This window comes from Enterococcus sp. AZ156 (genome assembly GCF_051714165.1).
Lineage (GTDB): Bacteria > Bacillota > Bacilli > Lactobacillales > Enterococcaceae > Enterococcus_B > Enterococcus_B pernyi.
The window spans coordinates 3016978-3040777 of sequence record NZ_JBIORI010000001.1 but is presented as its reverse complement, the minus strand read 5'-3'; the positions used below and the strand labels follow the sequence as shown (position 1 = coordinate 3040777).

The following is a 23800-nucleotide window of genomic DNA, read 5'->3' as shown; positions in this document are numbered from 1 at the left end:
TCCAGTTTTGAGTGAACAAGATTTACTCAAACATAGATAACACCAAGTGTGGTGGCGATGGCGAGAAGGATACACCTGTAACCATGCCGAACACAGAAGTTAAGCTTCTTAGCGCCGATTGTAGTGAGGGGTTGCCCCTTGTGAGAGTAGGACGCCGCCACGCTTTGTTATCTTTGGAGGTTTAGCTCAGCTGGGAGAGCATCTGCCTTACAAGCAGAGGGTCAGCGGTTCGATCCCGTTAACCTCCATATGAGCCGTTAGCTCAGTTGGTAGAGCATCTGACTTTTAATCAGAGGGTCACAGGTTCGAGCCCTGTACGGCTCATATTTTTGCGGGTGTGGCGGAATTGGCAGACGCACTAGATTTAGGATCTAGCGCCTTACGGCGTGGGGGTTCAAGTCCCTTCACCCGCATCATATGATTGTTTCTATTTTTTTACGCCGGCTTAGCTCAGTTGGTAGAGCATCTGATTTGTAATCAGAGGGTCGAGGGTTCAAGTCCTTTAGCCGGCATCGTAAATACGCGGAAATAGCTCAGTGGTAGAGCACCACCTTGCCAAGGTGGGGGTCGCGGGTTCGAACCCCGTTTTCCGCTTTGCCAATGTACTACGCGCCGGGGTGGCGGAACTGGCAGACGCACAGGACTTAAAATCCTGCGGTGAGTGATCACCGTACCGGTTCGATTCCGGTCCTCGGCATTACAAATATGCGCCCATAGCTCAATTGGATAGAGTGTTTGACTACGGATCAAAAGGTTAGGGGTTCGACTCCTCTTGGGCGCGTAGTCTTTTTATTTTTTCGGGAAGTAGCTCAGCTTGGTAGAGCACTTGGTTTGGGACCAAGGGGTCGCAGGTTCGAATCCTGTCTTCCCGATTTTTTTTATTTGTTGCAAAGTTATACGTTCTATTGTATGATTATTTTTAATTAATTGAATATGCGCCCATAGCTCAATTGGATAGAGTGTTTGACTACGGATCAAAAGGTTAGGGGTTCGACTCCTCTTGGGCGCGTTGGAAAAACTGGGACTTCATTGAATTCCTAGTTTTTTTTATTTACATAAAAAAATTGTCGCTTATCGTTATTCTTCGAATCAAATATCTAACAAGCGTTCTCCTTTCATTCTACCTGTAAATTCGCTATAATTAAGGTCAATATTAGTCAAAGGAATGAGTGGGATGGCACAACAAAATACTTCGGATCTAATTGAATCATATATAAAAAAGATCCTGGAAAAAAACGAGATGATCGAGCTTCGAAGGATTGAATTGGCAGATCTATTTAACTGCGTTCCTTCACAAATCAATTATGTGATCAATACACGCTTTACGATTCAACGTGGCTATTTGGTTGAGAGTAAACGTGGTGGTGGTGGGTATATCCGCATTGCTAAAGTGAGAATGTCGGATAAAAAACAAATGCTTGAACGAATCAACTTGCTATTTGGCGAAACAATCAATGAAAAAAATGCCTACGCCATTATTCAGAAACTATATGAAGACCAAATCATTACCAAAAAAGAGGGAAACTTGATGTTGAGTGCGATTGCTAAAAATACATTGAACATCAACGAGACAGAAGATTATACGCGTGCTCGAATTCTACGAGCCTTTTTAGAACGATTAAGCTATGAAGATGGGGAGTGAAATTTAAATGGCAGAAATATTTACAGAAAGAGCACAACGTGTGTTAGAAATTGCCCAAGAAGAAGCAAAACGCTTCAAACATCAAGCGGTAAGTTCAGAACATATATTATTGGCTTTAGTGATCGAACCCAACGGGATTGCTGGGAAAGTATTACGAGATATGAAATTGAATGAAAAAGATATTTATGAAGAAATCGAGCATTTAGTCGGTTATGGTACAGTGAAAACTTATGCAAAAGGTGTATTTCTCCCTTATTCTCCTCGAATGAAACAAATTTTTGCTTTGGCAAATAGCGAAGTAAATAAAATGGGTGCACAAAAAGTGGGGACTGAGCATATTTTACTTAGTCTACTAAAAGATGAGAGTATCATGGCTACTCGTATCATGATCAACTTAGGAATCAGTTTGAGCAAAGTTCGTCAGTCATTGAAACGTACGATGGGTACGGACACGAGTACCGGTGGTATTCGCCGTCGAAATCCACAAGAAAAGCGAGCAATGACACAAGGTACTCCTACGTTGGATTCATTAGCTAGAGACTTAACTAAGTTAGCCAAAGAAAACAGATTAGATCCAGTCGTAGGGCGTTCAAGAGAAGTCAAACGGTTGATCCAGATACTTAGTCGCCGAACAAAAAACAACCCTGTTTTAGTTGGAGAACCCGGGGTCGGTAAAACTGCGATTGCAGAAGGATTGGCTCAAAAAATCATTTTAGGTGAAGTACCTGAAGAGATGAAAGCAAAACGTCTGATGATGTTAGACATGGGGGCGTTAGTCGCTGGGACGAAGTATCGGGGAGAATTTGAAGATCGAATGAAAAAAGTCATTGATGAAATTTATCATGATGGTCAAGTTATTCTCTTTATTGATGAATTACACACATTGATTGGTGCTGGTGGCGCAGAAGGTGCCATCGATGCATCGAATATTTTGAAACCAGCGTTAGCACGTGGAGAATTACAGACGATTGGTGCGACAACATTAGACGAATACCAAAAATACATTGAAAAAGACTCGGCATTGGAGCGACGCTTTGCACGTATCCAAGTAGATGAACCGACAGCAGATGAAGCGGAAGAAATCTTACGTGGTTTACGTTCACGCTATGAGGAACATCATCATGTGGAGATCACCGATGAAGCAGTACGAGCGGCAGTCAATCTTTCTGTTCGATATATCACTTCCAGACAGTTACCAGATAAAGCGATCGACTTGATTGATGAATCGGCAGCGAAAGTTCGATTGGAACAAGCGGACGATTTGTCAGAAACGACGATACTGAAACAAGAGATCGATCAAGTGAATAAAGAAAAAGAACAGGCGATTCAAAAACAAGATTTTGAAACAGCTGCGCATTTACGTAGACAAGAAAAAAGCTTAATGAAAAAACTAGAAAAACGTTTAGCGATTGAAGCAAAACATAAAAATGGTTTTGCGGATCGGGTGACTGAAGAAGATGTAGCTACAGTTGTTTCGGAGTGGACAGGTGTACCATTGCAACAGTTAGAAAAGAAAGAAAGTCAACGATTACTGGAACTAGAAGCATTGCTTCACGAACGTGTTGTTGGACAAGATGAAGCGGTCAAAGCTGTTTCTCGTGCGATCAGACGGGCGCGTAGTGGCTTAAAAGATCCAAATCGCCCGATTGGTTCCTTTATGTTTTTAGGCCCAACAGGAGTCGGAAAAACAGAATTGGCGAAAGCATTATCAGAAGTAATGTTTGGGGAAGAGGACGCATTGATTCGTGTCGACATGTCTGAATTCATGGAGAAGTATAGTACGAGTCGTTTGATCGGTTCGCCTCCAGGCTATGTGGGTTATGATGAAGGTGGACAATTGACGGAAAAAATTCGTCAAAAACCTTACTCAGTTATCTTGCTAGATGAAGTGGAAAAAGCTCATCCAGATGTCTTCAATTTATTATTACAAGTGTTAGATGACGGTCATTTAACAGATGCTAAAGGAAGAAAAGTAGACTTTAGAAATACGATCATGATCATGACTTCTAATATTGGCGCTACTCAAATCCGTGAGGAAAAAAATGTTGGATTCAACGTCCAAGATATTACTAAAGATCATCAAGCGATGCAAAAACGGATACTTGAAGAGCTGAAGAAAGCTTTCCGCCCTGAATTCTTGAACCGTATTGATGAGACAGTCGTTTTCCATTCATTAACAAAAGATGAAGTCCATGCGATTGTTCAAATCATGAGCCAATCGATCGTCAAACGGTTGAAAGAACAAGATATCTTAGTGAAAATCACGCCAGCAGCAGTTGATGTGATTGGGAAAGTCGGTTTTGATCCAGAGTATGGTGCACGACCACTAAGACGGGCATTACAAAAAGAAGTAGAAGATCGTTTGAGCGAAGCTTTGCTTGGAGGAGAAATCCATTTAGGCGATCAAATCACTGTTGGCGCTTCGAAGGGCAAAATCACAGTGAATGTGCGTGAACCTAAGAAAATAACTGTTAAAGTATAATGACAGAGTGAGATCGCAACAGAAATAGCTAGCTCTGATAGACAAGCCAGAAACCCAAAAATCATTTGAATTTTTGGGTTTTTTGGTTTTCTAAAGGAGTTATTTCTAAATCAATGGTGAAACAATAGATAAGCCAGAAATTATTTTACAGTATCGTTACAATCAATAATAAATGTAAGAAGTATTGGAAAGTTTTCAGAGCTGTGCTACTATTATGGAGTTGTAGGAGGAGGAAATGATGATCGAAATCATAACTACTATAGAATCAATGAAACAAGCAGAAGAATTGCTTGAAGCAGGAGTGGATACCTTATATTTTGGGGAAGAACGCTTCGGTCTACGCTTACCAGCTTCTTTTACAAGAGAAGAACAACGCGAATTAGTTGCGCTGGCACATCGTTACGGTAAAAAAGTAAATATAGCTGTCAATGGGATCATTCATCCTGAAAAAATGAAAAAAGTCCCAGAGTATCTGCAATTTTTAAAAGAAATCAATGTGGACATGATCACAGTTGGTGATACTGGGATTATCTATACAATGAGAAAAAATCCAGAGTTGAGTATCCCTTATGTTTTTGATGCAGAAACATTAGTGACGAGTGCACGTCAAATCAATTTTTGGGCAAAAAAAGGGGCGATTTCTGCTGTTTTAGCACGTGAAGTGCCATTTGATGAGATGAAAGAAATGGAAAATAAGTTACAGATTCCTGTAGAAACACTTGTGTATGGAGCTACATGCATCCATCAATCGAAACGTCCACTGTTACAAAATTACTATAACTACACGCAACAGGACGAAAAAAAAGATCGTGAAAGAGGACTCTTTCTCGCTGAACCTAAAAAAGAAGATACACATTATTCGATTTATGAAGATTCACATGGTACGCATATTTTTTCGAATAATGACATCAATTTAAGTAATGAACTCCCACAGCTTTATGCCCATCATTTCCGTACCTGGAAATTAGATGGCGTTTTTACGCCTGGTGAAGCATTTGTTGAGATCACTAAATTATTTGTTGAGGCAAAAAAAGCATTATTAGCAGACACATGGACAGAAACGTTAGCACAAGAAATGACGAATAAGATCAACGGATTACATCCAACGAATCGAGGACTTGATACAGGTTTCTTTTATATTGATCCTGAATCTATCAAGTAAGGAGTATGGTGAAATAAAATGACAACAAAAAGAAAATTAAAACGTCCGGAAGTTTTAGCACCAGCCGGTACGCTTGAAAAACTAAAAACAGCTATTCATTATGGTGCAGATGCTGTGTATATTGGTGGTAATGCTTATGGGTTACGTAGTCGCGCAGGAAACTTTACCTATGAAGAAATGGCAGAAGGCGTTGCATTCGCAAAAGAACATCAAGCGAAAGTGTATGTAGCAGCAAATATGGTCACACATGAAGGAAATGATGAAGGAGCCGGTGAATTTTTCCGTAACCTGCGCGATGTGGGGATTTCCGCAGTGATCGTCTCTGATCCAGCACTTATTGAGATCTGTGCTACAGAAGCTCCTGGCTTACCTATCCATCTATCGACTCAAGCTTCTGCTACCAACTATGAAACATTGGAATTCTGGAAAGAAGAAGGCTTGGAACGTGTAGTTTTAGCTCGGGAAGTTTCGATGGAAGAAGTCGCTGAGATACGTCGACATACGGATGTAGAGATTGAAGCATTTATTCATGGAGCAATGTGTATCTCTTATTCAGGACGTTGTACATTGTCGAATCATATGTCGATGCGTGATGCCAATCGTGGAGGCTGTTCACAATCTTGTCGTTGGAAATATGAATTGTATGATTTGCCATTTGGACAAGAGAGAAACTCTTTGACAGATGCTGGCGAGATTGAAGAAGAGTTTTCGATGAGTGCGGTAGATATGTCGATGATCGAACATATTCCTGACTTGATTGAAAATGGCGTAGATAGTTTTAAGATCGAAGGTCGAATGAAGTCGATCCACTATGTATCAACTGTCGCAAATGTTTATAAAGCAGCTGTAGATAGTTATATGGAAGATCCTGAAAACTATGTTTGCAAACAAGAATGGATCGATGAGTTATGGAAAGTGGCTCAACGAGAACTAGCAACAGGATTTTATTACGATACACCTAGCGAAAATGAACAATTATTTGGTGAACGTCGTAAGATCCCTGTGTATAAATTTGTCGGAGAAGTCTTATCTTATGACGAGGAGACGAAACAAGCGACAATCCGTCAGAGAAACCTCTTTTCTGTAGGGGATGAAATCGAATTTTATGGGCCTGGATTTACTCACTTTAGTCAAATGGTTGAGGTGATGCGCAATGAAGAAGGAGAATCCATTGATCGCGCACCAAATCCTATGATGATTTTGACCATGCCAGTCACACAACCAGTTAAACCTGGAGATATGATTAGAAAAAGAAAATAATTTTTTAAGCAATCAAGCGAAATGAGCATCTCGTCAACAGAATGACTAGAAACGTGCTACACTTATTTTTTGTAAGAGATGATAAAAAAGTTTATAGAAAAATAAGCGGTAGGATGTGGCATCAGCTGCTAAAAGGAGGAACAAGATGAAAACATATGATTATATTGTCATTGGCGGAGGATCTGGAGGCATTGCTTCAGCGAATCGTGCCGGTATGCATGGAGCGAAAGTATTATTGATTGAAGGCAATGAACTAGGTGGCACGTGCGTCAATGTCGGATGTGTTCCAAAAAAAGTCATGTGGCAAGCAAGTACGATTTTAGAAACGATCGAACGTGATGCTTCAAGCTATGGTATCCAAGCAGACGTCAAACATGTTGACTTTAAAGAACTGGTAGAGAAGCGTGAGAAATACATTGATTTCCTTCATGGCGCTTATCAAAGAGGCTTAGATAGTAATAACGTTGAAGCAATCAAAGGATATGCTCGCTTTGTCGATAGTCAAACCGTCGAAGTAAACGGTGAAAGCTATCAAGCGAATCATATTTTGATTGCAACTGGTGGTAAGCCAAGCAAAATGACGATTCCTGGTGGAGAATATGCCATTGATTCAAACGGCTTTTTTGCATTGGCAGAATTACCAAAATCGACGATCGTATTAGGTGCTGGTTATATTGCAGCTGAACTTTCAGGTGTGTTAAATGGCTTGGGAAGTGAAGTGATGTGGGCGTATCGTAAAGAACGTCCATTACGTACGTTTGATAAAATGTTATCTGATAACTTGATTGAGATGTATCAAGAAGCAGGAATCCACACTTATGCAAACTTTACGGCTAGCGAAATAACAAAGAACGGGGATGTCTACACCGTTACCTTTGAAAATGGGGAAACACTAATGGCAGAGTGTGTGTTATTTGCTGGCGGACGTGTACCGAATACAGATGCATTAGGCATCGAAAAAACGAACGTTGAATTAGATGAAAAAGGATTTATCAAAGTGGATAAATTCCAAAATACAACCGATTCACATATTTATGCTATTGGTGATGTCATTGGTAAAATCGACTTGACGCCAGTAGCGATTGCTGCAGGTCGTCGTTTGTCTGAGCGACTGTTCAATGGCAAAGAAAATTCTTATTTAGACTATGATTTAGTTCCAACAGTCGTCTTTACTCATCCACCGATTGCGACCATCGGATTGACCGAAGAGCAAGCGTTGACGACATACGGTGAAGGACAATTGAAAATCTATCGTTCACGATTCACGCCAATGTATTTTGCTTTAAACGATTATCGACAAAAATGTGAAATGAAATTGATCTGTGTGGGTGAAGAAGAAAAAATTGTTGGGCTGCATGCCATCGGTGTAGGTGTCGATGAAATGTTACAAGGTTTTGCAGTAGCGATCAAAATGGGAGCAACCAAAGCAGATTTTGACAATACAGTAGCCATCCATCCAACAGGCGCAGAAGAATTTGTTACAATGCGTTAAGTCGTTAGTAAGTTGCGGAAATACCCATATAGAAAAAGCAGACGGAATATACGTCTGCTTTTTCTGATTTATGCAGATAAAACTATGTATAAAGAACTGTTTCAATGTTATTCCAAAATGAGGTTGTTGGTATTTTAGAAATTTTGATCATTTTAGCTTTCGTTTTAGCTTGGTTCAGTTCGATGTCTGTTAAAACTAAATCATATTGATTGACTGTGTCGTAGTTTACTTGAAAAATGTTATCAGTATATGTATGGATACTATGAATCGCAGGGATTTTTTTGAATAACAGTTGCTTATACAGTGCAAGTGTTCTTTCTTCCTGATAAGAAACAATCAAGATAGACACCTTCTTCTTGTAAGGAAAAACGGTCGTCAGTAAAGCAGGTGATAATGAAATCAATTCTAATAGTAACTCTTCATAGAGTAATTGATTCCGTTTGATCATCATTAATCCAGCATGGTCAATGGCTTGATTATATGCTTTTAGTATCTGAGGCGAATGCGTAAATAGGATTTCAGATAAAATCTGTAGATATGTTGTTTTAAAGAATTGTCGGTTTTTATTGTAATTGATCAACTCACTCAATTTCTGAATACCTTCTTGATTCAAAGAGAAGTCTTGAGATAATGAACGATAAAAGTACTCTGAAAATTGTCGAATCCGTTGATATTCCCCCTGACTACTAGGTGCTGACTGAACACAAGGGAAATAGATTTTTTTGTCTAATAGATTTGAGACAGTTGTGGTTGTCACATTAAAACCGTATTCTTTTTCAATGATTGAACAAAACACTGTATTATTTTTTATTATTTCAAAAAAAGAAGGATCATTGATTGGATTTCCTTTATTTTCTGAGATCAAATGGCCTTGTCCGATCCGAATGATTGCTGTGTAAAGATAAAAACTATTTATAATCACTTTATATGTACTAATTGTTTGATGTGTTGCTTGCTTTTTATAGTAACGTTGTAACACATCGAATATGTGATAAAAATGGGGCAATTGCTGTGGCGTATATTGCTCACGAAACATACTACAGAAGAATTGCCTAATGTAACTTTCATCCCCAATGATTTTGAGTTTTGAGGAGATATGTATGGATAATGGCGCATTGATCTCGCAGAAGTAAGTATTGATATTTGCAATGATCCGGCGAATACTTGTTTCACTTAAATATAATTTATTTGCTAATTTAGATAACGTTGGCTCTACTTCAAAAATCACCTGTAGTATTTGTACATTCGTTGATTGATTGAGTATTTGTTTGATTAAATCTTCCAAATTGATTTCTGGTGGTAATAGTAAAGAAGCCACTTGATATTTATCGGTGTTGATGCAAACTGGTGTATATGTATGGTTAAAAAACGCAATATCGGTCAATAATGTTTTTTTTGTTACCTCAAGTTGTTCTGCTAAAGTCGAACAGTCAATAGCGGCCATGCCTAAGAGTAAAGCTAGTTTGATCTGCCTTTCAGAAGTCTTTTCAAGCATATTTGTTCGTTTTATCATACTTTTCAGATCTTCTAAAAATAGAAAATCTGTTTTTTCACATCCTTTATCCATGTTATAAACATTATTTTATCATACTTTTCTAATTATTCGAATTTTTCTTTTTATTATAATCAGTGGTTATTTAAAAGTGAAATTGCCTTCTTTATTTAATAAGTATTATTTAAAAAAACAACATATAATAATCTGAATAACTAGAAGTAGTCAATTGACACACGCAAAAGTAAAATTTTCTGATACATGTTTGTTTCACTTACAAATTCTTAACTATAACATCCGAGCAATGTGAGCATTGAACATGTTTTTTATAAAACAGAAAAACTAATATTAAGAAATTATCGAAAAAGCTGTACTATACATTATAGGTTTTTTAAAAGAAAGGAGCTTGTTGACTATGGGTGTACTTGAGAAACAATTAGAGAGACAAATCTCATTGCTTTATTTGCTAAATATTGAGTCATCGAATATTAGTAATCTAGCCAAAGAATTGAGTATTACAGATAAAACGATTGTAGCAGATATCGATAGTTTCAATACAGCTTGTTTTCCCGCTCGTATTGAAACTAATCAGCACAAAGAGGTATCGCTTTCGATACCAAAGAAATTGAATTTAGATGATATATTTGTCAGGATACTTAATAATTCAACAAATGTGAAAATTTTAAAGTACATATTCATTACAGAACCTTCTCTTTCTGAGATTGCGACAAAATTATTTTTAAGTAAAACGAGTATCCGCAGGATCGTCGCCAAAATCAATACATATTTCTTGAAAGAAAAAATCAATGTCCAAATTAATTTAGAGAACAAACTAACGATCACTGGAAATGAAATCGAGATTCGACGTTTATTTGCTAGTATGTTCAAGGAAATTTATAAAGTAAAAGAATTTCCTTATTTCGATACGATTTATCAGATGCTCAGACGTTGTTTGAAGGCACAAAAAAGAACGGTTAGTACACCAAAAGTGATGTATTCGGTGTATTATATTTATTCTTCGATTATTCGAATTGGTAATAAACATCTTATTCCTGAGAAAGAATTGATCCACAATGAGCAAATCGTGGGTACCATCTTGGAGATTATCCAAAGTGATACAGTTTTTTGTACGTTAATGAGTCAAAAATATAAATTCAACGTCACACAAAAAAATGTTTCTAATATTCTCACTTCCTATTTTGGTCTAATGTTTACAGAGGTCCAACATCGTGATCAGAGATTAGAGCAGAATATTGAAAAGTTTCTTCAAAGTTTTTACAGTCTATTAGCGATTGACATGTCGATCAACACTACGGAAATCGAATATTTTTTTGATTTTATCAATTTTTATAAAGAATTAGCCATTTTTAAAGTAAGCTATGCAGATATATTCTATAAAAAAATGATGGAGAACAACCCTAAGATCTGGCAAGCCTATCAAAAATCTTTGCAAATTGCGCAATTAAATTTTGTTGAGCAAAGCGAACTATTGCATAAAGAATTATTACTCGAATTAATCATTTTTTCCAATGATTTGTTACGGATGATTGAACCCAAAATACAAGAGAAGTCGATTTTATTATTAAGTTCTCAAGAAATTGGCTTATCTCTTTTATATAAAAATTTGATTTTACATAAGCATCCATTTTTAAAAAATATTGATATCTATGAGAAGGACGTTTTTTCTATTGATTACCAATTAATCAATCAATACGATTTGATCTTGACTGATCTATCCTTAAATTTTGATCGGATCACGTCCGAAATTTTGAAAATCTCTAAAGTTCCTACTTCGATTTTTTGGAATAATTTTGAGCAGTGTCTCTATTCTTCTTAACAGAAATCGTTTTGTTGAACGTTTTTTTCATCTTTTTATCAATTTTGAAAAAATAGATAGTAGTGGTAGTCGAAATTCAGGTACGCTTAAAGCAACCGCTAGTTGGTGTTGGATAGGATAGGCATTTTATGAGAAAGTGAGCTGGAAAATTCGTTGAATAAGTTAGCAATATTTTTACTGATTGGGGTATACAGTATAGCATTCAAGGCATTATCTTTAATATTTAAAATACTTTGGTTAGTCACCAAAGCACTTGGAAAGTTCATTGGAAAAATGGCTAGAAAGGGATGGGAAAAAAGGGCACAAAAAAGGCGCTTACACGTTCACGTGAAGTAGCTTCACAGCAAAGAGGAAATAACTTAGATCGTACGTCTATCCGTTCAAGCATATCGCAAGAGAGTCGATTGAATACGCGAGTATCACAAGCCCAACAACAAACGACTCGGCTGCGTACCTATTCTGGCCAATCTCTAACGACAGGACACTCGAGATAATACAAAGGAAAAGAGAGAGGAGTGAGTGATGGATGTCTATAGAAGATATATCTAAAGAAAAGATGCTTAGAGAAGACAAGCTTAAAGAAAATAATAAAAGTAATATCAATGAATCATTTCTATCTATATTTTCATATAAAAATGAAGCAATCATCAACAGAATCATTGGATCTCCAATTGATGAAAAAATCAGAAATGAAAGCAAAGACATAAATTTTGATACGACGCATAATGAGTTAATCCGTGATAAGAAAGAAAATATTACCAAAGAGCTTAAAATCCTTGATTACCAATTAGAAATTATTCGTCTACAACGAGACATAGCGACCATCAAGGGGATTGGAGCCATCAGCTTTTCTGAGCAACAGGCTATCGACGATGAGTATGCCGGAAAACACGCGGGGTTAAAAAAAGTTCAAACGACTCTGGAAAGTCATCAAAAAGAATTAGACAAATATGGAAGTGGTCAAAGTGTTTTAAAAATAAATACAAAAGACCAGCAAGTTGATTCAGCAATCGTTCTCGCATTGATCAAAAAAGACGAATTTAAAAAAGAATTGACCGCCCATAGAGTAGGACTAGTAGCAAAAGAAGATGAGGTCAATAAGTTAAGGGCTGAAATTGGAAAAATAAAGAAAAGTAAAAAGACAGTCCTTGAACAAAAGGTCCAATTAGCTGAAGAGAAAGTTAAAAAAATTGAGATCGTCCAAAAAGAATTAAAGGATAAGATAGAGAAAGTTGCGGTAGACACAGATCAACTAGAACCTTTGCGACGTTCCAATTCTTTTTCTGAATTTACAGTAAATAAAAATGATTCAGACGAAGTGTTAATGTCAAAATTTCAAGCAATTAGTGCAATAAAAGAAGGATATCAAAATGAAATTGCTGAAACAAAAGGCTTGATTGATTATACCGATAAGGTTGAAATAGAAATCGTTCGTTCGGTAGAAGTGAAAGCGGAGCAAGCAAAGGAAGCAGTTGTCCTAAGTAAGGCTGATCGTGAGGCGACTGTTGTTACACCTACGATTGAACGCGAGCCAACTCCAGTGATTGCGGAAGAACCAAAAAAAGATGAAGTCGATAGTGCTACTGTTGAAAAAAACCCGCCTCCGATAGAGGTCAATGTGATCGTGAACGAGGCGCCAGAAAAAACGAAGCTACAGAAAACAATAGTGGAAGAACCTAAAAAAGAATCTGTTGTAAGCGAAAATCTTGAAAGTAAAAAAGCAGAGCTTATCAAAGCGTATGTCGAAAATCTTCAAGCAAAAGTAGAGTTGATCGAAGCTAAAAACAAGAATACTGATGACTTATTAAAGCGGATCAAACAGAGCAATACGACCGAGGATGTGCAGTTTTTAAAGGAACTTAAAGCGGTTTTGGCTGATCCTGAAAAACTGCAAAAATTGACCAAAGATTTATCTACTGAAAGTGTAAAACAGATGGATAAAGATATCAAAGGCTTACAAGAAGAAACTCGTGGAATAAAAGAACAAACGAAAAAGTTGAGTGAATTAGATCATTCAAAATTAAAACAATCATTTTTCAGAAATTCCCGAAAAATCCGTGCAGCTAGATGGTTGTTGAATCTATGGCCGATTGCCATGTTACCATTAGGTATGTCATGGGTGGGTTCCATATTACCATCTACAGCTATGACTATTTTTGGGCAACAGTTTGTGAATGCTGCAGTTGGTTTTGTCACTGCCAGTTTTTTTGGTTCAAAAGCAATTATTTATGCGAAAAAGAAAATTCCGCAAGCATTCAATAAGTTAGTACAGAAGTTCCCAAGAGTATTTGGTCCAATTGCTCGTGGATTGTCGAAAGTACGCGAAAAATTGACTTTTGGAAAACAAAAACAGCCAGCGGAACAAATGAAAGATGCAACTCCAGTAAATGAGAAATTGGTAGAAGGAATAGAGAAATCTGAAGTAACAAAAGAAAGATTAGCTTCTAAGGATCTCAAAGGCAAAGTTGTAGCGATGGAAGCACCAACCAAAGAAGGTGCAAACATAGCTGAAATAGAAGAAAAACAGTCAAGAGCCAAACGTGCGTGGGAAACAGTCCGTCATGCGCCGAAGCGGATGTTTGATTATGTGATGAAAAATAAATTATCCTTATTTATCATGTTGGCTGTACCACTGGCTCTAGGGATAGGTGGAATGTTTGCCCTATCTGCGCTAGTGCCGATGCTTGCAACCTCTATGGCTGCGCCATTCTTGATGCAGTTAGGTGCCGTGGCTTTGATTGGTGTCAGTATTGGAATCGGTATCCAATTATTAGACAAGTTTGTGTTCAAACGAATTGAAAGTCGTGTAGCCAAAAGAGAGGATTTGGCATTTGAAAAAAAAGTTAACGAAAAAATTTTAGAAGGCCAAGAGTTAGGGAAGTGTCAATCTTTAGATTCAAAAGAATTTAGAGAGAAAGTATCTGCGATCGCTGGTCTTGATGAAAAAGCGAAAGCACCTGAGCAAGCCCTGACCAATGAGCAACAAAAAACGACAGAAAGATCTGAACGAACCACTGAGACGGCGAAAGAATCGAAAGTCATTGAGATGAAACCAAGAGATAGTACACAACCTCAGCTAAGTACATCGCAAACGAAGGTAGAACCAACACCCTCTGGCTCGAAAGAACCAGTCGCATTGACAAACAGAGGAAATCAGCTAATCGAACGTCGCGCAAGTTTTTCCGGTACGGGTCCAGACATCGGACGACAAGCAAGCTTTGAGTCATTAAGAAGAAACTCATTGCAATTATCAAATGAGCGAAATAACCGAGCACGTAGTCAGCAAACGCAGGTTCAAATTCAAAATAATAAGAAAACTATAACGACACAATTATAAAAAATAACTTTGACTGAAAGGAAATAAAAAATTTGAAAAATTCCCGGCAGCTTATGGTAGTGCATGTGTTAGTAATTGGTATTCTGCTTTATGTGAGTAATCGTATTGGTTATTTATTTTTAGCAGAGAATACGGGGAATTTATCATTTGCAGATAATTTACTAACGACATTCAACCGAACATTTGAAGAACTTTCTAGATTTGCTCCGCAATTTTCTTATGAACCGATATCATTAGGGATAGCAGCGGTTGTTGCTATTTCCTATGTACTTTTTATCTTATATAAGACGTTTGATGAGAAGAATACCCGCCCTAATGAAGAATATGGAAGTGCACGATGGGGAAAGTACAGCGACATCCGTGCATTTCTTGATAAGAAAAAAGATTTCAATATCTTGTTGACGAAGAGCGAAAGCTTATCATTATCAGGACGTATGAAGATTACACGAAACGATAATTTCAACCGAAATAAAAATGTCGTTGTGGTGGGAGGAGCCGGTAGTGGTAAGACGCGATTTTATGTAAAACCTAACTTGATGCAAATGCATTCCTCTTATGTCGTCAGTGATTCTAAAGGCTTATTATTAGCTGAAACAGGCAAAATGTTTGAAGAAGCGGGTTATCAAATCAAGATTTTTGACTTGATCAACCGAAGAGATACGCATCAGTACAACCCGTTTCAATATATTCAAACTGAGGATGATATCTTGAAAATCGTGAACAATCTCATCAAAAATACGACGAACCCGGATAAAAAAGGCGGAGACGATTTTTGGGAAAAAGCTGAAACAGCCCTATTGATGGCTATTTTTAGCTATTTGATTCAAGAAGTAACCGCAGAAGATCGGACGTTAGGAAACGTGATTGAATTAGTCCGTTTAGCAGATATTGAAGAAGATGTGCCTGGCTATGTCAGCCCACTAGATATTTTATTCAATGAGTTAGAACAAAAAGATCCGACAAACTTTGCGGTATCACAGTACAAGATTTTTAAACTTTCTGGTGATAAAACGACAAAAAGTATTTTAGTCAGTCTAGGCGTGCGGTTGTCACCATTTGATATTCCAAGTATCAAGGAACTCGTTTCGCAAGATACACTTGAGTTAGATACAGTTGGTGATGTCAAAACGATTCTCTATATTTTATTGCCTGATACAGATACCAGTTTCAATTTTTTAGCGAGTATGATGTATCAGCAATTGTTTGACATGTTAGTTTATAAAGCAGATAACGTTTATAAGGGACGATTACCTTGTCATGTCCGTTGTATCCTAGATGAGTTTGCCAATATTGGACAAATTCCTGATTTTGAAAAAGTGATTTCGGTTATTCGAAGCCGTGAAATCTCCACAAATGTCATTTTACAAAATATCAGTCAGTTAAAAACTTTGTATAAAGATACGTGGGAAACGATTATTGGGACCAGTGATGTCTTTTTATATTTAGGCGGAATGGAACAAAGTACGCACGAATATATCTCAAAATTGCTAGGGAAACAAACGATTGAACAAAGAAATACAAGCGTCACCAAAGGAAGCAATGGTTCTTTTAGTGAGAACTTCCAGAAATTAGGAAGGAACTTGATGGACCCCGATGAAGTAGCAAGTCTCAAAGGACAGGAATGTATCTTAAAAATTCGCGGAGTCCATCCATTTTTATCAAAGAAATATGATATTGTGAAACATAAAAACTATAAGAAGTTAGGCGATGTGACGGATTCCTATATGTATCAACGAAATCTATCTGCTTAACTAGTTCGATCAATGAATCACTCATAATAAATAGAAAGCACCTTCATTCGAATGATAGACTGAGAATGTGGTGCTTTTTATTAGCTAAAAAAGGCTGGTTCACTGAAAAGAACAGTGAAATTTGGCCATTTCATTCATCGTAGGTTGAAGCAATATAAAAATAGCCAGTAAGAATAACATATAATCGGTTTATTATCGAAGGTTAATTGTAAATGATGGTTCTAGTCCTAAAAATAAGATTCATTTGATAATAGGCGATTATCCAGTTTATCTCCTAAAGTAATGGTCGTAATTATTCTAAAATTTCTAATGGAAGAAATAACTGATACAAGTAAACACAGAATTTCGCATATACTAAATTTATGAAATAAGATAAAAAATTATTATTATAAAAAAGGAGATTAGCAAAATTATGAATGCACAATTATTAGAACAAGTATTTGGATTAGTTTCACAGTTTACATTAATTGGTGGTGGACTATGGTTGATTTGGGGAACAATTATCCTAGCTGGTGCGTTAAAAGATAAAAATGGCCCTCAATTACAACAAGGGATTTGGCAGATTGTTGGTGGTGGATTGATTCTAGTCGCTGCAGGTTGGTTTGCTACTTCATTTGATATTGGTTCGTTTTTACCATAATCGTTACGCAAAAAGAAGAGTAGGAGTATAGTATATGGAATCTGCAATTATGACCATCTTTGATCAAATCATGACATTTCTTAATGGGGACGATCTAAAAAATATTTTAGGAATGGATTTACGAAGTTACATATATGATGCCTACAGTTTAGTGGAACGACTACAGCAACACGTAGTTGGGCCACTTGCTTTATCCATTCTAGCAATTTTTATTCTATTAGAGTTTCAAAAAATCTCAACGAAAGTTGAAGGTGCAGGTGGAGCTCCCATGTTAGGATTTGAGATGATTATCAAAGCATTGATCAAATTCGTCATTTGTTACATAGTTATTTTAAGAATTCAAGACATTTTAGATGGTATGGTTATCATTGCTGGCAATTTAACCACTAGGATTTTAACGGTTGGAAATGCATCAGCTGTAAGAGATACAGCTGATGCAGTGAGACAGGCGGTCTCTCAACTAAGTTGGTGGTCACAATTAGTTGTACTACTCGTGATGTGTATCCTGTTTTTAGCATCCCTTGTTGTTCGCGTATTGGTTCAAGTAACTATTTATCTTCGTTTTTTGGAGATGTATATATTTTGTGCAATGGCACCAATTCCGATGAGTGCCTTACCAAGCCAAGAGTTTTCAGTGATGAGCAAGGGGTTCTTCAAGAATTTCGCTGCCCTCGGTCTGCAGGGCACATTCATCGCGTTAGTACTGGTGATTTATCCGACGATCTTCCATCGTATTATGGAAGAAGTTGGTTCAGGTATTTTTGGAATTATTTTAGGTTTGACAGTTTACATGATTGCTTTATTACTTTCTGTAAATAAAACTAAAGGATGGGCAAAAACATTGATGTCAGCATCGTAAGGAGGAACTATGGCAGTTGAGGTAAAGATACCAAAGGATATTAAAGAATATAAAGAAAAGGTAATTGCGGGAATGAATTTAAAGCAGCTGCTTTGTTTAGCTATTGCAGCTGGAGTAAATGTCTTGATCAGTTTGATTTTCATTGCAGGATTAAAGATTCCTATGGAAATCACAAGTTGGTTGATGATTCTTTCATCCATTCCAATCGTTTCATTTGGCTGGTTTAAAAGAAATGGCTTGACATTTGATATCTATCTTAAACAATTTTTCAAATACCACGTGGCACCAGGGACACGAAAAAAGAAGCCTAAGGAAGAAATGAATAAAGAAATTGAAGATGTAGGCGGGCAAGAAACATGATGAAGTTAAAAGCGCTCAAAGCGTTAAAACCAACTAAAAAACCAAAAGATGAGGAAAAAGAATTTATTAGCAAACCTAAATCGAAGAAGAAAGAGGAGATTGATCCTTTCAGAGATACGTTTAGATTTGAAGAGATTTATGAAAGTGGTATTTGTAAAATCGATGAATTTACCTATTCATTGACGCTTGAGTTACAAGATATCAATTATCAATTATCTTCTGACGATCATCAAATTGAAATTTTCTCTCAATACTGCGACTTTTTAAATTCATTGAGTAGTAAAACAAAGTTGCAACTCACTGTTTATAAAAAGAAACGACCGCTTGCTGATTTGCAATCGGTTCTTTATTACAAGGCAAAAAATGATTTCCTCGATTCATATCGTGAGGAAATGAATCAAGTCATTTCAAGGAAATTAGATGAAGAAAAAAATGGTTTCAAAAAAACGATCTTATTTACTTTTGTGCAGAAACATCCTACGTTGGAGATCGCGCAAAAAGAATTAGAGATGGTAGCAGATCGTTTTGAAATGTTTGCTAGTCGCTTAGGCAGTCAAGCAAAAAAGGTAGAAAAAATAAAATTATTACATATGATTTCCGAAATCTTATTAACGAATGACAAGACGGTTAAAACAGAAGTCGATGAGGTACTACCTGAAGTCATGGAATTTAAAGAAAACAAAAACTACGTAAAAATCGATGATCACTATGCAAAAACATTATATTTACAAGAATACCCTTCTGAATTATCAGATACGTTTCTTTTTGAAATGTTAGAAATCCCTCGTGAAATTGTTGTATCTTTACATATTGAACCAATGGATCAAGATGAAGCCTTTGATTTAGTGAAGACAAAATTGGCTTTTATGGAACAACAAAAAGTGGATGAGCAGAAGAAGGCGTTACAAAGTGGGTATGACTTTGAGATGCTCTCTTATGAACTCTCTTACTCACTAACAGAGGCTAAAGGTTTGGTGGATGATCTCCAAAATAGGGGACAAAAATTATACGCGATAACAGGATCTGTCTATTTCCATTCACCAACGAAAGAAAAATTGGCTGAAGTCCATGATGAAATAAACTCAGTGTCTCGTCGCTTTGGATTTAAACTCATTGAATTGGAGTTCATGCAAGAAAATGGCTTAAATGCGACATTACCGTTAGGAATCAATGCGATTCCATTAGATCGAACACTTTCAACAGCCAGTACCGCCATTTTTATCCCATTCACGATTTCGGATTTGATTCAAGAAAATGGGAAGTATTATGGTGTCAATGCGATCTCAAAAAATATTCTTTCTCTCGATCGAAAATTATTAAAAGCACCAAATGGATTTGTTCTAGGAACACCAGGTTCTGGTAAAAGTTTCTCAGTCAAACGCGAAATCGTTAATGTACTGCTACGCGATGCAGATGATGAAGTCATCATTATTGATCCTGAGCGTGAATATTCTGTCATTGGACAAAATTTCAATGGTGAGATCATCAAAATCTCTAGTGATTCACCGACAACGATCAATCCAATGGATATCAATGAGAACTACGGAGATGATACTGATCCGGTCGTGTTAAAATCAGAGTTTTTGATTTCGTTATTTGATCTGATTATTGGTGGGGCATTGGGGCTAAGTTCGGCACAAAAAACGTTGATTGACCGTGTTTGTCGTCGAACGTATGAAGTGTTGAATGACCGTACGCCTACCTTCATTGACTTTTATAATATTTTAAAAGAACAAGAAGAAGAAGAAGCCAAGCAATTGGTAATGGATCTAGAAATCTATATCGAAGGAAGTTTGTCGGTCTTCTCTGCAGAGACGAATGTCGACATTACCAAACGTTTAGTGATTTATGATATTAAGGATCTAGGAAAACAATTGAAAACGATGGGGATGCTAATTGTTTTAGACCAAGTATGGAATCGCATCACGACTAACCGTGAACGAGGTGTTCGCACGTGGTTGTATATTGATGAAATGCAGCTTTTGTTTACGAATGAATATTCTGAGAATTACTTCTTTGAGCTGTGGAGTCGTGCACGAAAATGGGGAGCGATCCCGACTGGCATTACCCAGAACGTTGAAACCTTACTATTGTCGGATTTAGCTCGACGGATGTTATCAAATAGCGATTTTATCATGATGTTGAATCAAGCAAAATCAGACCGTACACAGTTAGTTAGACTGTTTGATATTTCAGAAGAACAAGAAAAATACGTAATGAACTCTCCAGAAGGGTATGGTCTTATGGTGTTTGGGGATACAACGTTGCCCTTTTATGATCATTTCCCTAAAGATACACAGCTCTATAAGATGATGTCAACAAAACCTGGAGAAACTTGATAGGTATACGGATACGGGAAAGGAAACAGGAAAGTGGCTGATTCAAAAATTTTAGACAAGAACAGGGCAGGTAAGAATGCTACAACTACTAGTACAAATAATAAAAAAATGGTAGTAAGAAGTAGCAAACTATCTTTAAAAAAAGATAATTCTATCAGTACTTCTCGAAGAAAAAAACTGTTGAAGTTATTGAAGGGGAACAATCCTCGTATCAAAAGAAAATCCCAGCAAATAATTTTTCAGAGAAAACAAAGCAAAAACGATAAAAATAATGTGAATCAGGAACCTTTAGATAGCACGAATAAAAGCCAACCGGTCAACACTCAGAGCATTAGTCGACGACAAAGAATTCGAGAAAGTCGAAGAGATGAACTAAAGCAACAGCAACATGATTTAATGATGCGCCCTAATAAAGTCGATACAACCATCGCTTCTGCTCCTGTGACTAATAACGACACAGAACAAAAAAACGAAAAAACGAATACTCAAGTATTTTTGAATAGAAAAAACCGTCAGGAAAAAATTCGTAACCAACGAAAAAAAAGTAACACTTACAAAGGATATATCAGTAAAGTAAAACTAGAAAAGCAACAAGGACAACAAGAAAAAATTAGCACTAACACAACAAATTTACGTCATAAAAATCAAAAAAGAGCTTTGCATCTTTCTAAAAATGAACAGCTTGAAAAAAAGAAAAGAAACAATAAGCGAAAAGAAGGAAAAAAGAAGGTTGCAGCTAAAAGGAATATGCGGGCCAAATTAGATAATATGTTGAAAGATCAAATTTCGCCTAAAAATCCTTTTAAAAATAAAATCAAAGACTTAATTATCGATAAGGTTGGGCGAGATGAAGAGGGTAATTTGAATTTAGTTGGTATGCTTATCACCATGCTTATTATTCTAAAGTTACCTATCTTATTGAAATTGATCGTAATCATCTTGATTGTTGCAGTGGTCATTGCGATCATTTCGATCTTCGTTTCTTTTTGGACAACGATTTTAAGTTTATTTGTCGTAAAAACAGAGTCGATGATGATTACCGAAGCATACAACTATGTCACGTGGTTAGATACTTATAAAAACAAAGAGGTATATGATACGTACAATCGACTAGTTGATGATCCGGAGCATGATGAGGTCTATTTTGAAGTAAACGGGATAGAATCTGATCCAGAGCAATTTATGTATGTATCCAATGGAGATAACTATATCTACTACTTAAATGCAAAGTTTGAAGATTATGATATCGATAATACTGCCATTGTTACCTATCGAAAAAGAGTGGCTGAAAAAACAGGTGTCTGGATTCCATGGTCAGCGAGGGATAACACATATGCTGTTTTTCATGACGCACCACACCCATTATCACCTGAACCTATCAAAGTATTCACTGTAAAAGATGAAATCCATGCATTACATGACATGGTCTACAACTACACGACCGTCATTGAAAAAGACAAAGAAGTTGAAACTGTTGTGATAACGGTGGATAAAGAAACAGGTGAAGAGCATACAGAAGTAAAACGTGAGAAAAAAAATGTTGCTACCGTCAAAATCAATGTCCAAACAATTGGTGAAATGTTTGACTCGGATCCTGAAGTAGGAGTCTATGTGGCTAGGCGTTATTCAAGGGATGATGATTACTATGGACGAGTCATTGCTTTTGATGAAGATGAAGTAGATAAATATTACCCAATCATGGAGAAAGATCGCTTTGAAGATAAAATTTTCATGGCTAATCCATTTGGTAAGATGAACTACGCAAACGTGGTGGATAATTTTGGCTATCGTCGACGTAATCCCAATACCCAACATTACGAAATCGCTTTGGAAGCAGAACCTGGAACACCTGTTTATGCCACCACCTTTGAAACAGTGGAAAGTATCAACTATAGTTATCAGGCTGGTCATACAGATGGTTCAGCGCCTGTAACGACAGCAATAGAAACGGATACAGGTCTATATTATGCGTATTATGTCAATATTGATCCAGTAGTGAGGCCAGGCAGAACCTTAGAAGCAGGTGATTTGATTGGCTATACAAGAAATCAGTTTGATGGGAATTTATTAGTTGCAATGAAAGAATATCGCTTCTGGCATAAAGATCCTGATGTTTATCCAGCGATCTACATCAATAATTTAGTCTTTAGTACGGATACCAACTTAGCCTATATGCGTAATGGTGGCGGGTTACATGGGAATCTGATCAATCCCCCATTAGCAGTTACTAAATGGCAAAACAGAGTTGCGGAACAAACGAGCAAACATGGCATTGAAGCATTTACTAATGCCATTTTATCCATGATATGGGTAGAATCTGGTGGAAATGAAGCCATTCAGCCAGATATCATGAATGCGCAACTGGCACTATCATCTCCAGACCGAATCACTACGCCAGAGGAATCGATTGAAAAAGGCGTCGAATATTTTGCTTATCTGCTCAAAAAAGCACAAAGCAATAATCTGAATGGTCTGGCAGCGGTTCAAGCCTATAATTATGGCGAAGCGTATCTTGATGATCTGATCAAACGAAATGCGCCTTATTCCTTTGAAGATGCGCGCTTGTATGCGCAAATGAAAAGTAATAATCAAACCATTCCGTTCAATCATATCGTCGCGCAAGGATTGGGCTATAACTGGCGATACATCTTTGGCAATATGTTTTATACCGCCATGGTCACAAGAAATATCATGGCAGATACAGGCAGATTAGCTGAGCTTGCTAGAAGAGAACTTGGTAACCCGAATGGTGAGAAGTATTGGCGATGGGCTGGATTCAACAATCGAATGGAGTGGTCAGCTGTATTTGTTTCGTGGATAGCGAATGAAGCGGGATACTTGGAACAAGGACGAGTATTGAATACAGCAAATGTTCTTGATATGAAAGAATGGTTTGAGGCGAATGATAAGTTCAAAACATATGATGAAAATTATGTTCCTCAATCTGGTGATCTTGTATTTTTTGACTGGACTGGTGGAAGAACAGGAAAAGATCATGTAGGAATCGTTGAATATTCTGGCGGAAATATTATTCAGGTCATCGAAGGTAACTCTGACAATCTAGTAAGAAGAAGAACTTACGCCATTGGAAGTAATGTTATTTCAGGATATGGCCTGCCATAAGAAGATAACACTGAAAATAATTGA

Annotated in this window: 14 protein-coding genes, 9 tRNA genes and 1 rRNA gene; 23 read left to right on the top strand and 1 reads right to left on the bottom strand. The window is 37.0% G+C overall.

All coding sequences use genetic code 11. The features are described from left to right. The first annotated feature begins 47 nt into the window (after positions 1–47). The 15 genes from rrf to gor all read left to right on the top strand — a co-directional run bounded on the left by rrf (position 48) and on the right by gor (position 8038). A 5S ribosomal RNA gene (rrf, locus tag IGJ95_RS14355) occupies positions 48–163 on the top strand. Between the two features lie 12 nt (positions 164–175). Further along, positions 176–248, top strand: a tRNA-Val gene (locus tag IGJ95_RS14350). Positions 249–251: 3 nt separating this feature from the next. Continuing rightward, positions 252–324 (top strand) — tRNA-Lys (locus IGJ95_RS14345). Positions 325–331: 7 nt separating this feature from the next. After that, positions 332–413, top strand: a tRNA-Leu gene (locus IGJ95_RS14340). A 26-nt stretch (positions 414–439) separates the two neighbouring features. After that, positions 440–512, top strand: a tRNA-Thr gene (locus tag IGJ95_RS14335). Positions 513–522: 10 nt separating this feature from the next. Then, positions 523–594 (top strand) — tRNA-Gly (locus tag IGJ95_RS14330). 17 nt (positions 595–611) lie between these two features. After that, positions 612–697, top strand: a tRNA-Leu gene (locus tag IGJ95_RS14325). Positions 698–707: 10 nt separating this feature from the next. Beyond that, positions 708–781 (top strand) — tRNA-Arg (locus IGJ95_RS14320). 17 nt (positions 782–798) lie between these two features. Next, positions 799–872 (top strand) — tRNA-Pro (locus tag IGJ95_RS14315). Between the two features lie 63 nt (positions 873–935). Next, positions 936–1009 (top strand) — tRNA-Arg (locus tag IGJ95_RS14310). 165 nt (positions 1010–1174) lie between these two features. Continuing rightward, positions 1175–1642: a CtsR family transcriptional regulator gene (locus IGJ95_RS14305; protein ID WP_010733901.1), complete on the top strand. Its 468-nt coding sequence runs from the start codon at positions 1175–1177 to the stop codon at positions 1640–1642. Between the two features lie 7 nt (positions 1643–1649). After that, positions 1650–4124: an ATP-dependent Clp protease ATP-binding subunit gene (locus tag IGJ95_RS14300; protein WP_010733902.1), complete on the top strand. Its 2475-nt coding sequence runs from the start codon at positions 1650–1652 to the stop codon at positions 4122–4124. A 238-nt stretch (positions 4125–4362) separates the two neighbouring features. Next, on the top strand, positions 4363–5286 hold the full coding sequence (locus tag IGJ95_RS14295) for a peptidase U32 family protein (protein WP_438762179.1): 924 nt from the start codon (positions 4363–4365) through the stop codon (positions 5284–5286). A gap of 18 nt (positions 5287–5304) precedes the next feature. Next, complete coding sequence (locus IGJ95_RS14290; RefSeq protein ID WP_023520582.1) at positions 5305–6546, top strand: peptidase U32 family protein; 1242 nt, start codon at positions 5305–5307, stop codon at positions 6544–6546. A 145-nt stretch (positions 6547–6691) separates the two neighbouring features. Beyond that, the gene (gor, locus tag IGJ95_RS14285; RefSeq protein WP_010733905.1) at positions 6692–8038 is read left to right on the top strand and encodes a glutathione-disulfide reductase; all 1347 of its coding nucleotides are present in this window, start codon (positions 6692–6694) and stop codon (positions 8036–8038) included. A gap of 82 nt (positions 8039–8120) precedes the next feature. On the opposite strand, the gene IGJ95_RS14280 is transcribed toward gor, so the two are convergent. Next, positions 8121–9551, bottom strand: coding sequence for a helix-turn-helix domain-containing protein (locus IGJ95_RS14280; RefSeq protein ID WP_226077367.1), 1431 nt, complete (start codon positions 9549–9551; stop codon positions 8121–8123). A 394-nt stretch (positions 9552–9945) separates the two neighbouring features. Here IGJ95_RS14280 and IGJ95_RS14275 point away from each other — a divergent pair, with 394 nt between their 5' ends. The 8 genes from IGJ95_RS14275 (at position 9946) to IGJ95_RS14240 (ending at position 23776) form a co-directional block, all read left to right on the top strand. Beyond that, positions 9946–11367 (top strand): helix-turn-helix domain-containing protein, encoded by a 1422-nt coding sequence (locus IGJ95_RS14275; RefSeq protein WP_153830625.1) that lies wholly within the window; start codon positions 9946–9948, stop codon positions 11365–11367. A 526-nt stretch (positions 11368–11893) separates the two neighbouring features. Then, on the top strand, positions 11894–14704 hold the full coding sequence (locus IGJ95_RS14270; protein WP_226077363.1) for a hypothetical protein: 2811 nt from the start codon (positions 11894–11896) through the stop codon (positions 14702–14704). A 53-nt stretch (positions 14705–14757) separates the two neighbouring features. Next, a complete protein-coding gene (locus IGJ95_RS14265; protein WP_137073100.1) occupies positions 14758–16455 on the top strand; it encodes a VirD4-like conjugal transfer protein, CD1115 family in 1698 nt (565 codons plus the stop codon). A 412-nt stretch (positions 16456–16867) separates the two neighbouring features. Then, entirely contained in the window at positions 16868–17095 is a 228-nt protein-coding gene (locus IGJ95_RS14260) for a hypothetical protein (protein ID WP_023520576.1), read from the top strand. A 34-nt stretch (positions 17096–17129) separates the two neighbouring features. Next, entirely contained in the window at positions 17130–17954 is an 825-nt protein-coding gene (locus tag IGJ95_RS14255; RefSeq protein ID WP_023520575.1) for a hypothetical protein, read from the top strand. A gap of 9 nt (positions 17955–17963) precedes the next feature. Then, positions 17964–18314, top strand: coding sequence for a PrgI family protein (locus tag IGJ95_RS14250; protein ID WP_023520574.1), 351 nt, complete (start codon positions 17964–17966; stop codon positions 18312–18314). Then, the gene (locus IGJ95_RS14245; protein WP_438762176.1) at positions 18311–20653 is read left to right on the top strand and encodes a VirB4-like conjugal transfer ATPase, CD1110 family; all 2343 of its coding nucleotides are present in this window, start codon (positions 18311–18313) and stop codon (positions 20651–20653) included. Before IGJ95_RS14250 ends, IGJ95_RS14245 begins: the two co-directional genes overlap by 4 nt. Before the next feature lie 33 nt (positions 20654–20686). Continuing rightward, positions 20687–23776 (top strand): lysozyme family protein, encoded by a 3090-nt coding sequence (locus IGJ95_RS14240; protein ID WP_226077358.1) that lies wholly within the window; start codon positions 20687–20689, stop codon positions 23774–23776. The last annotated feature ends 24 nt before the right edge of the window (positions 23777–23800 follow it).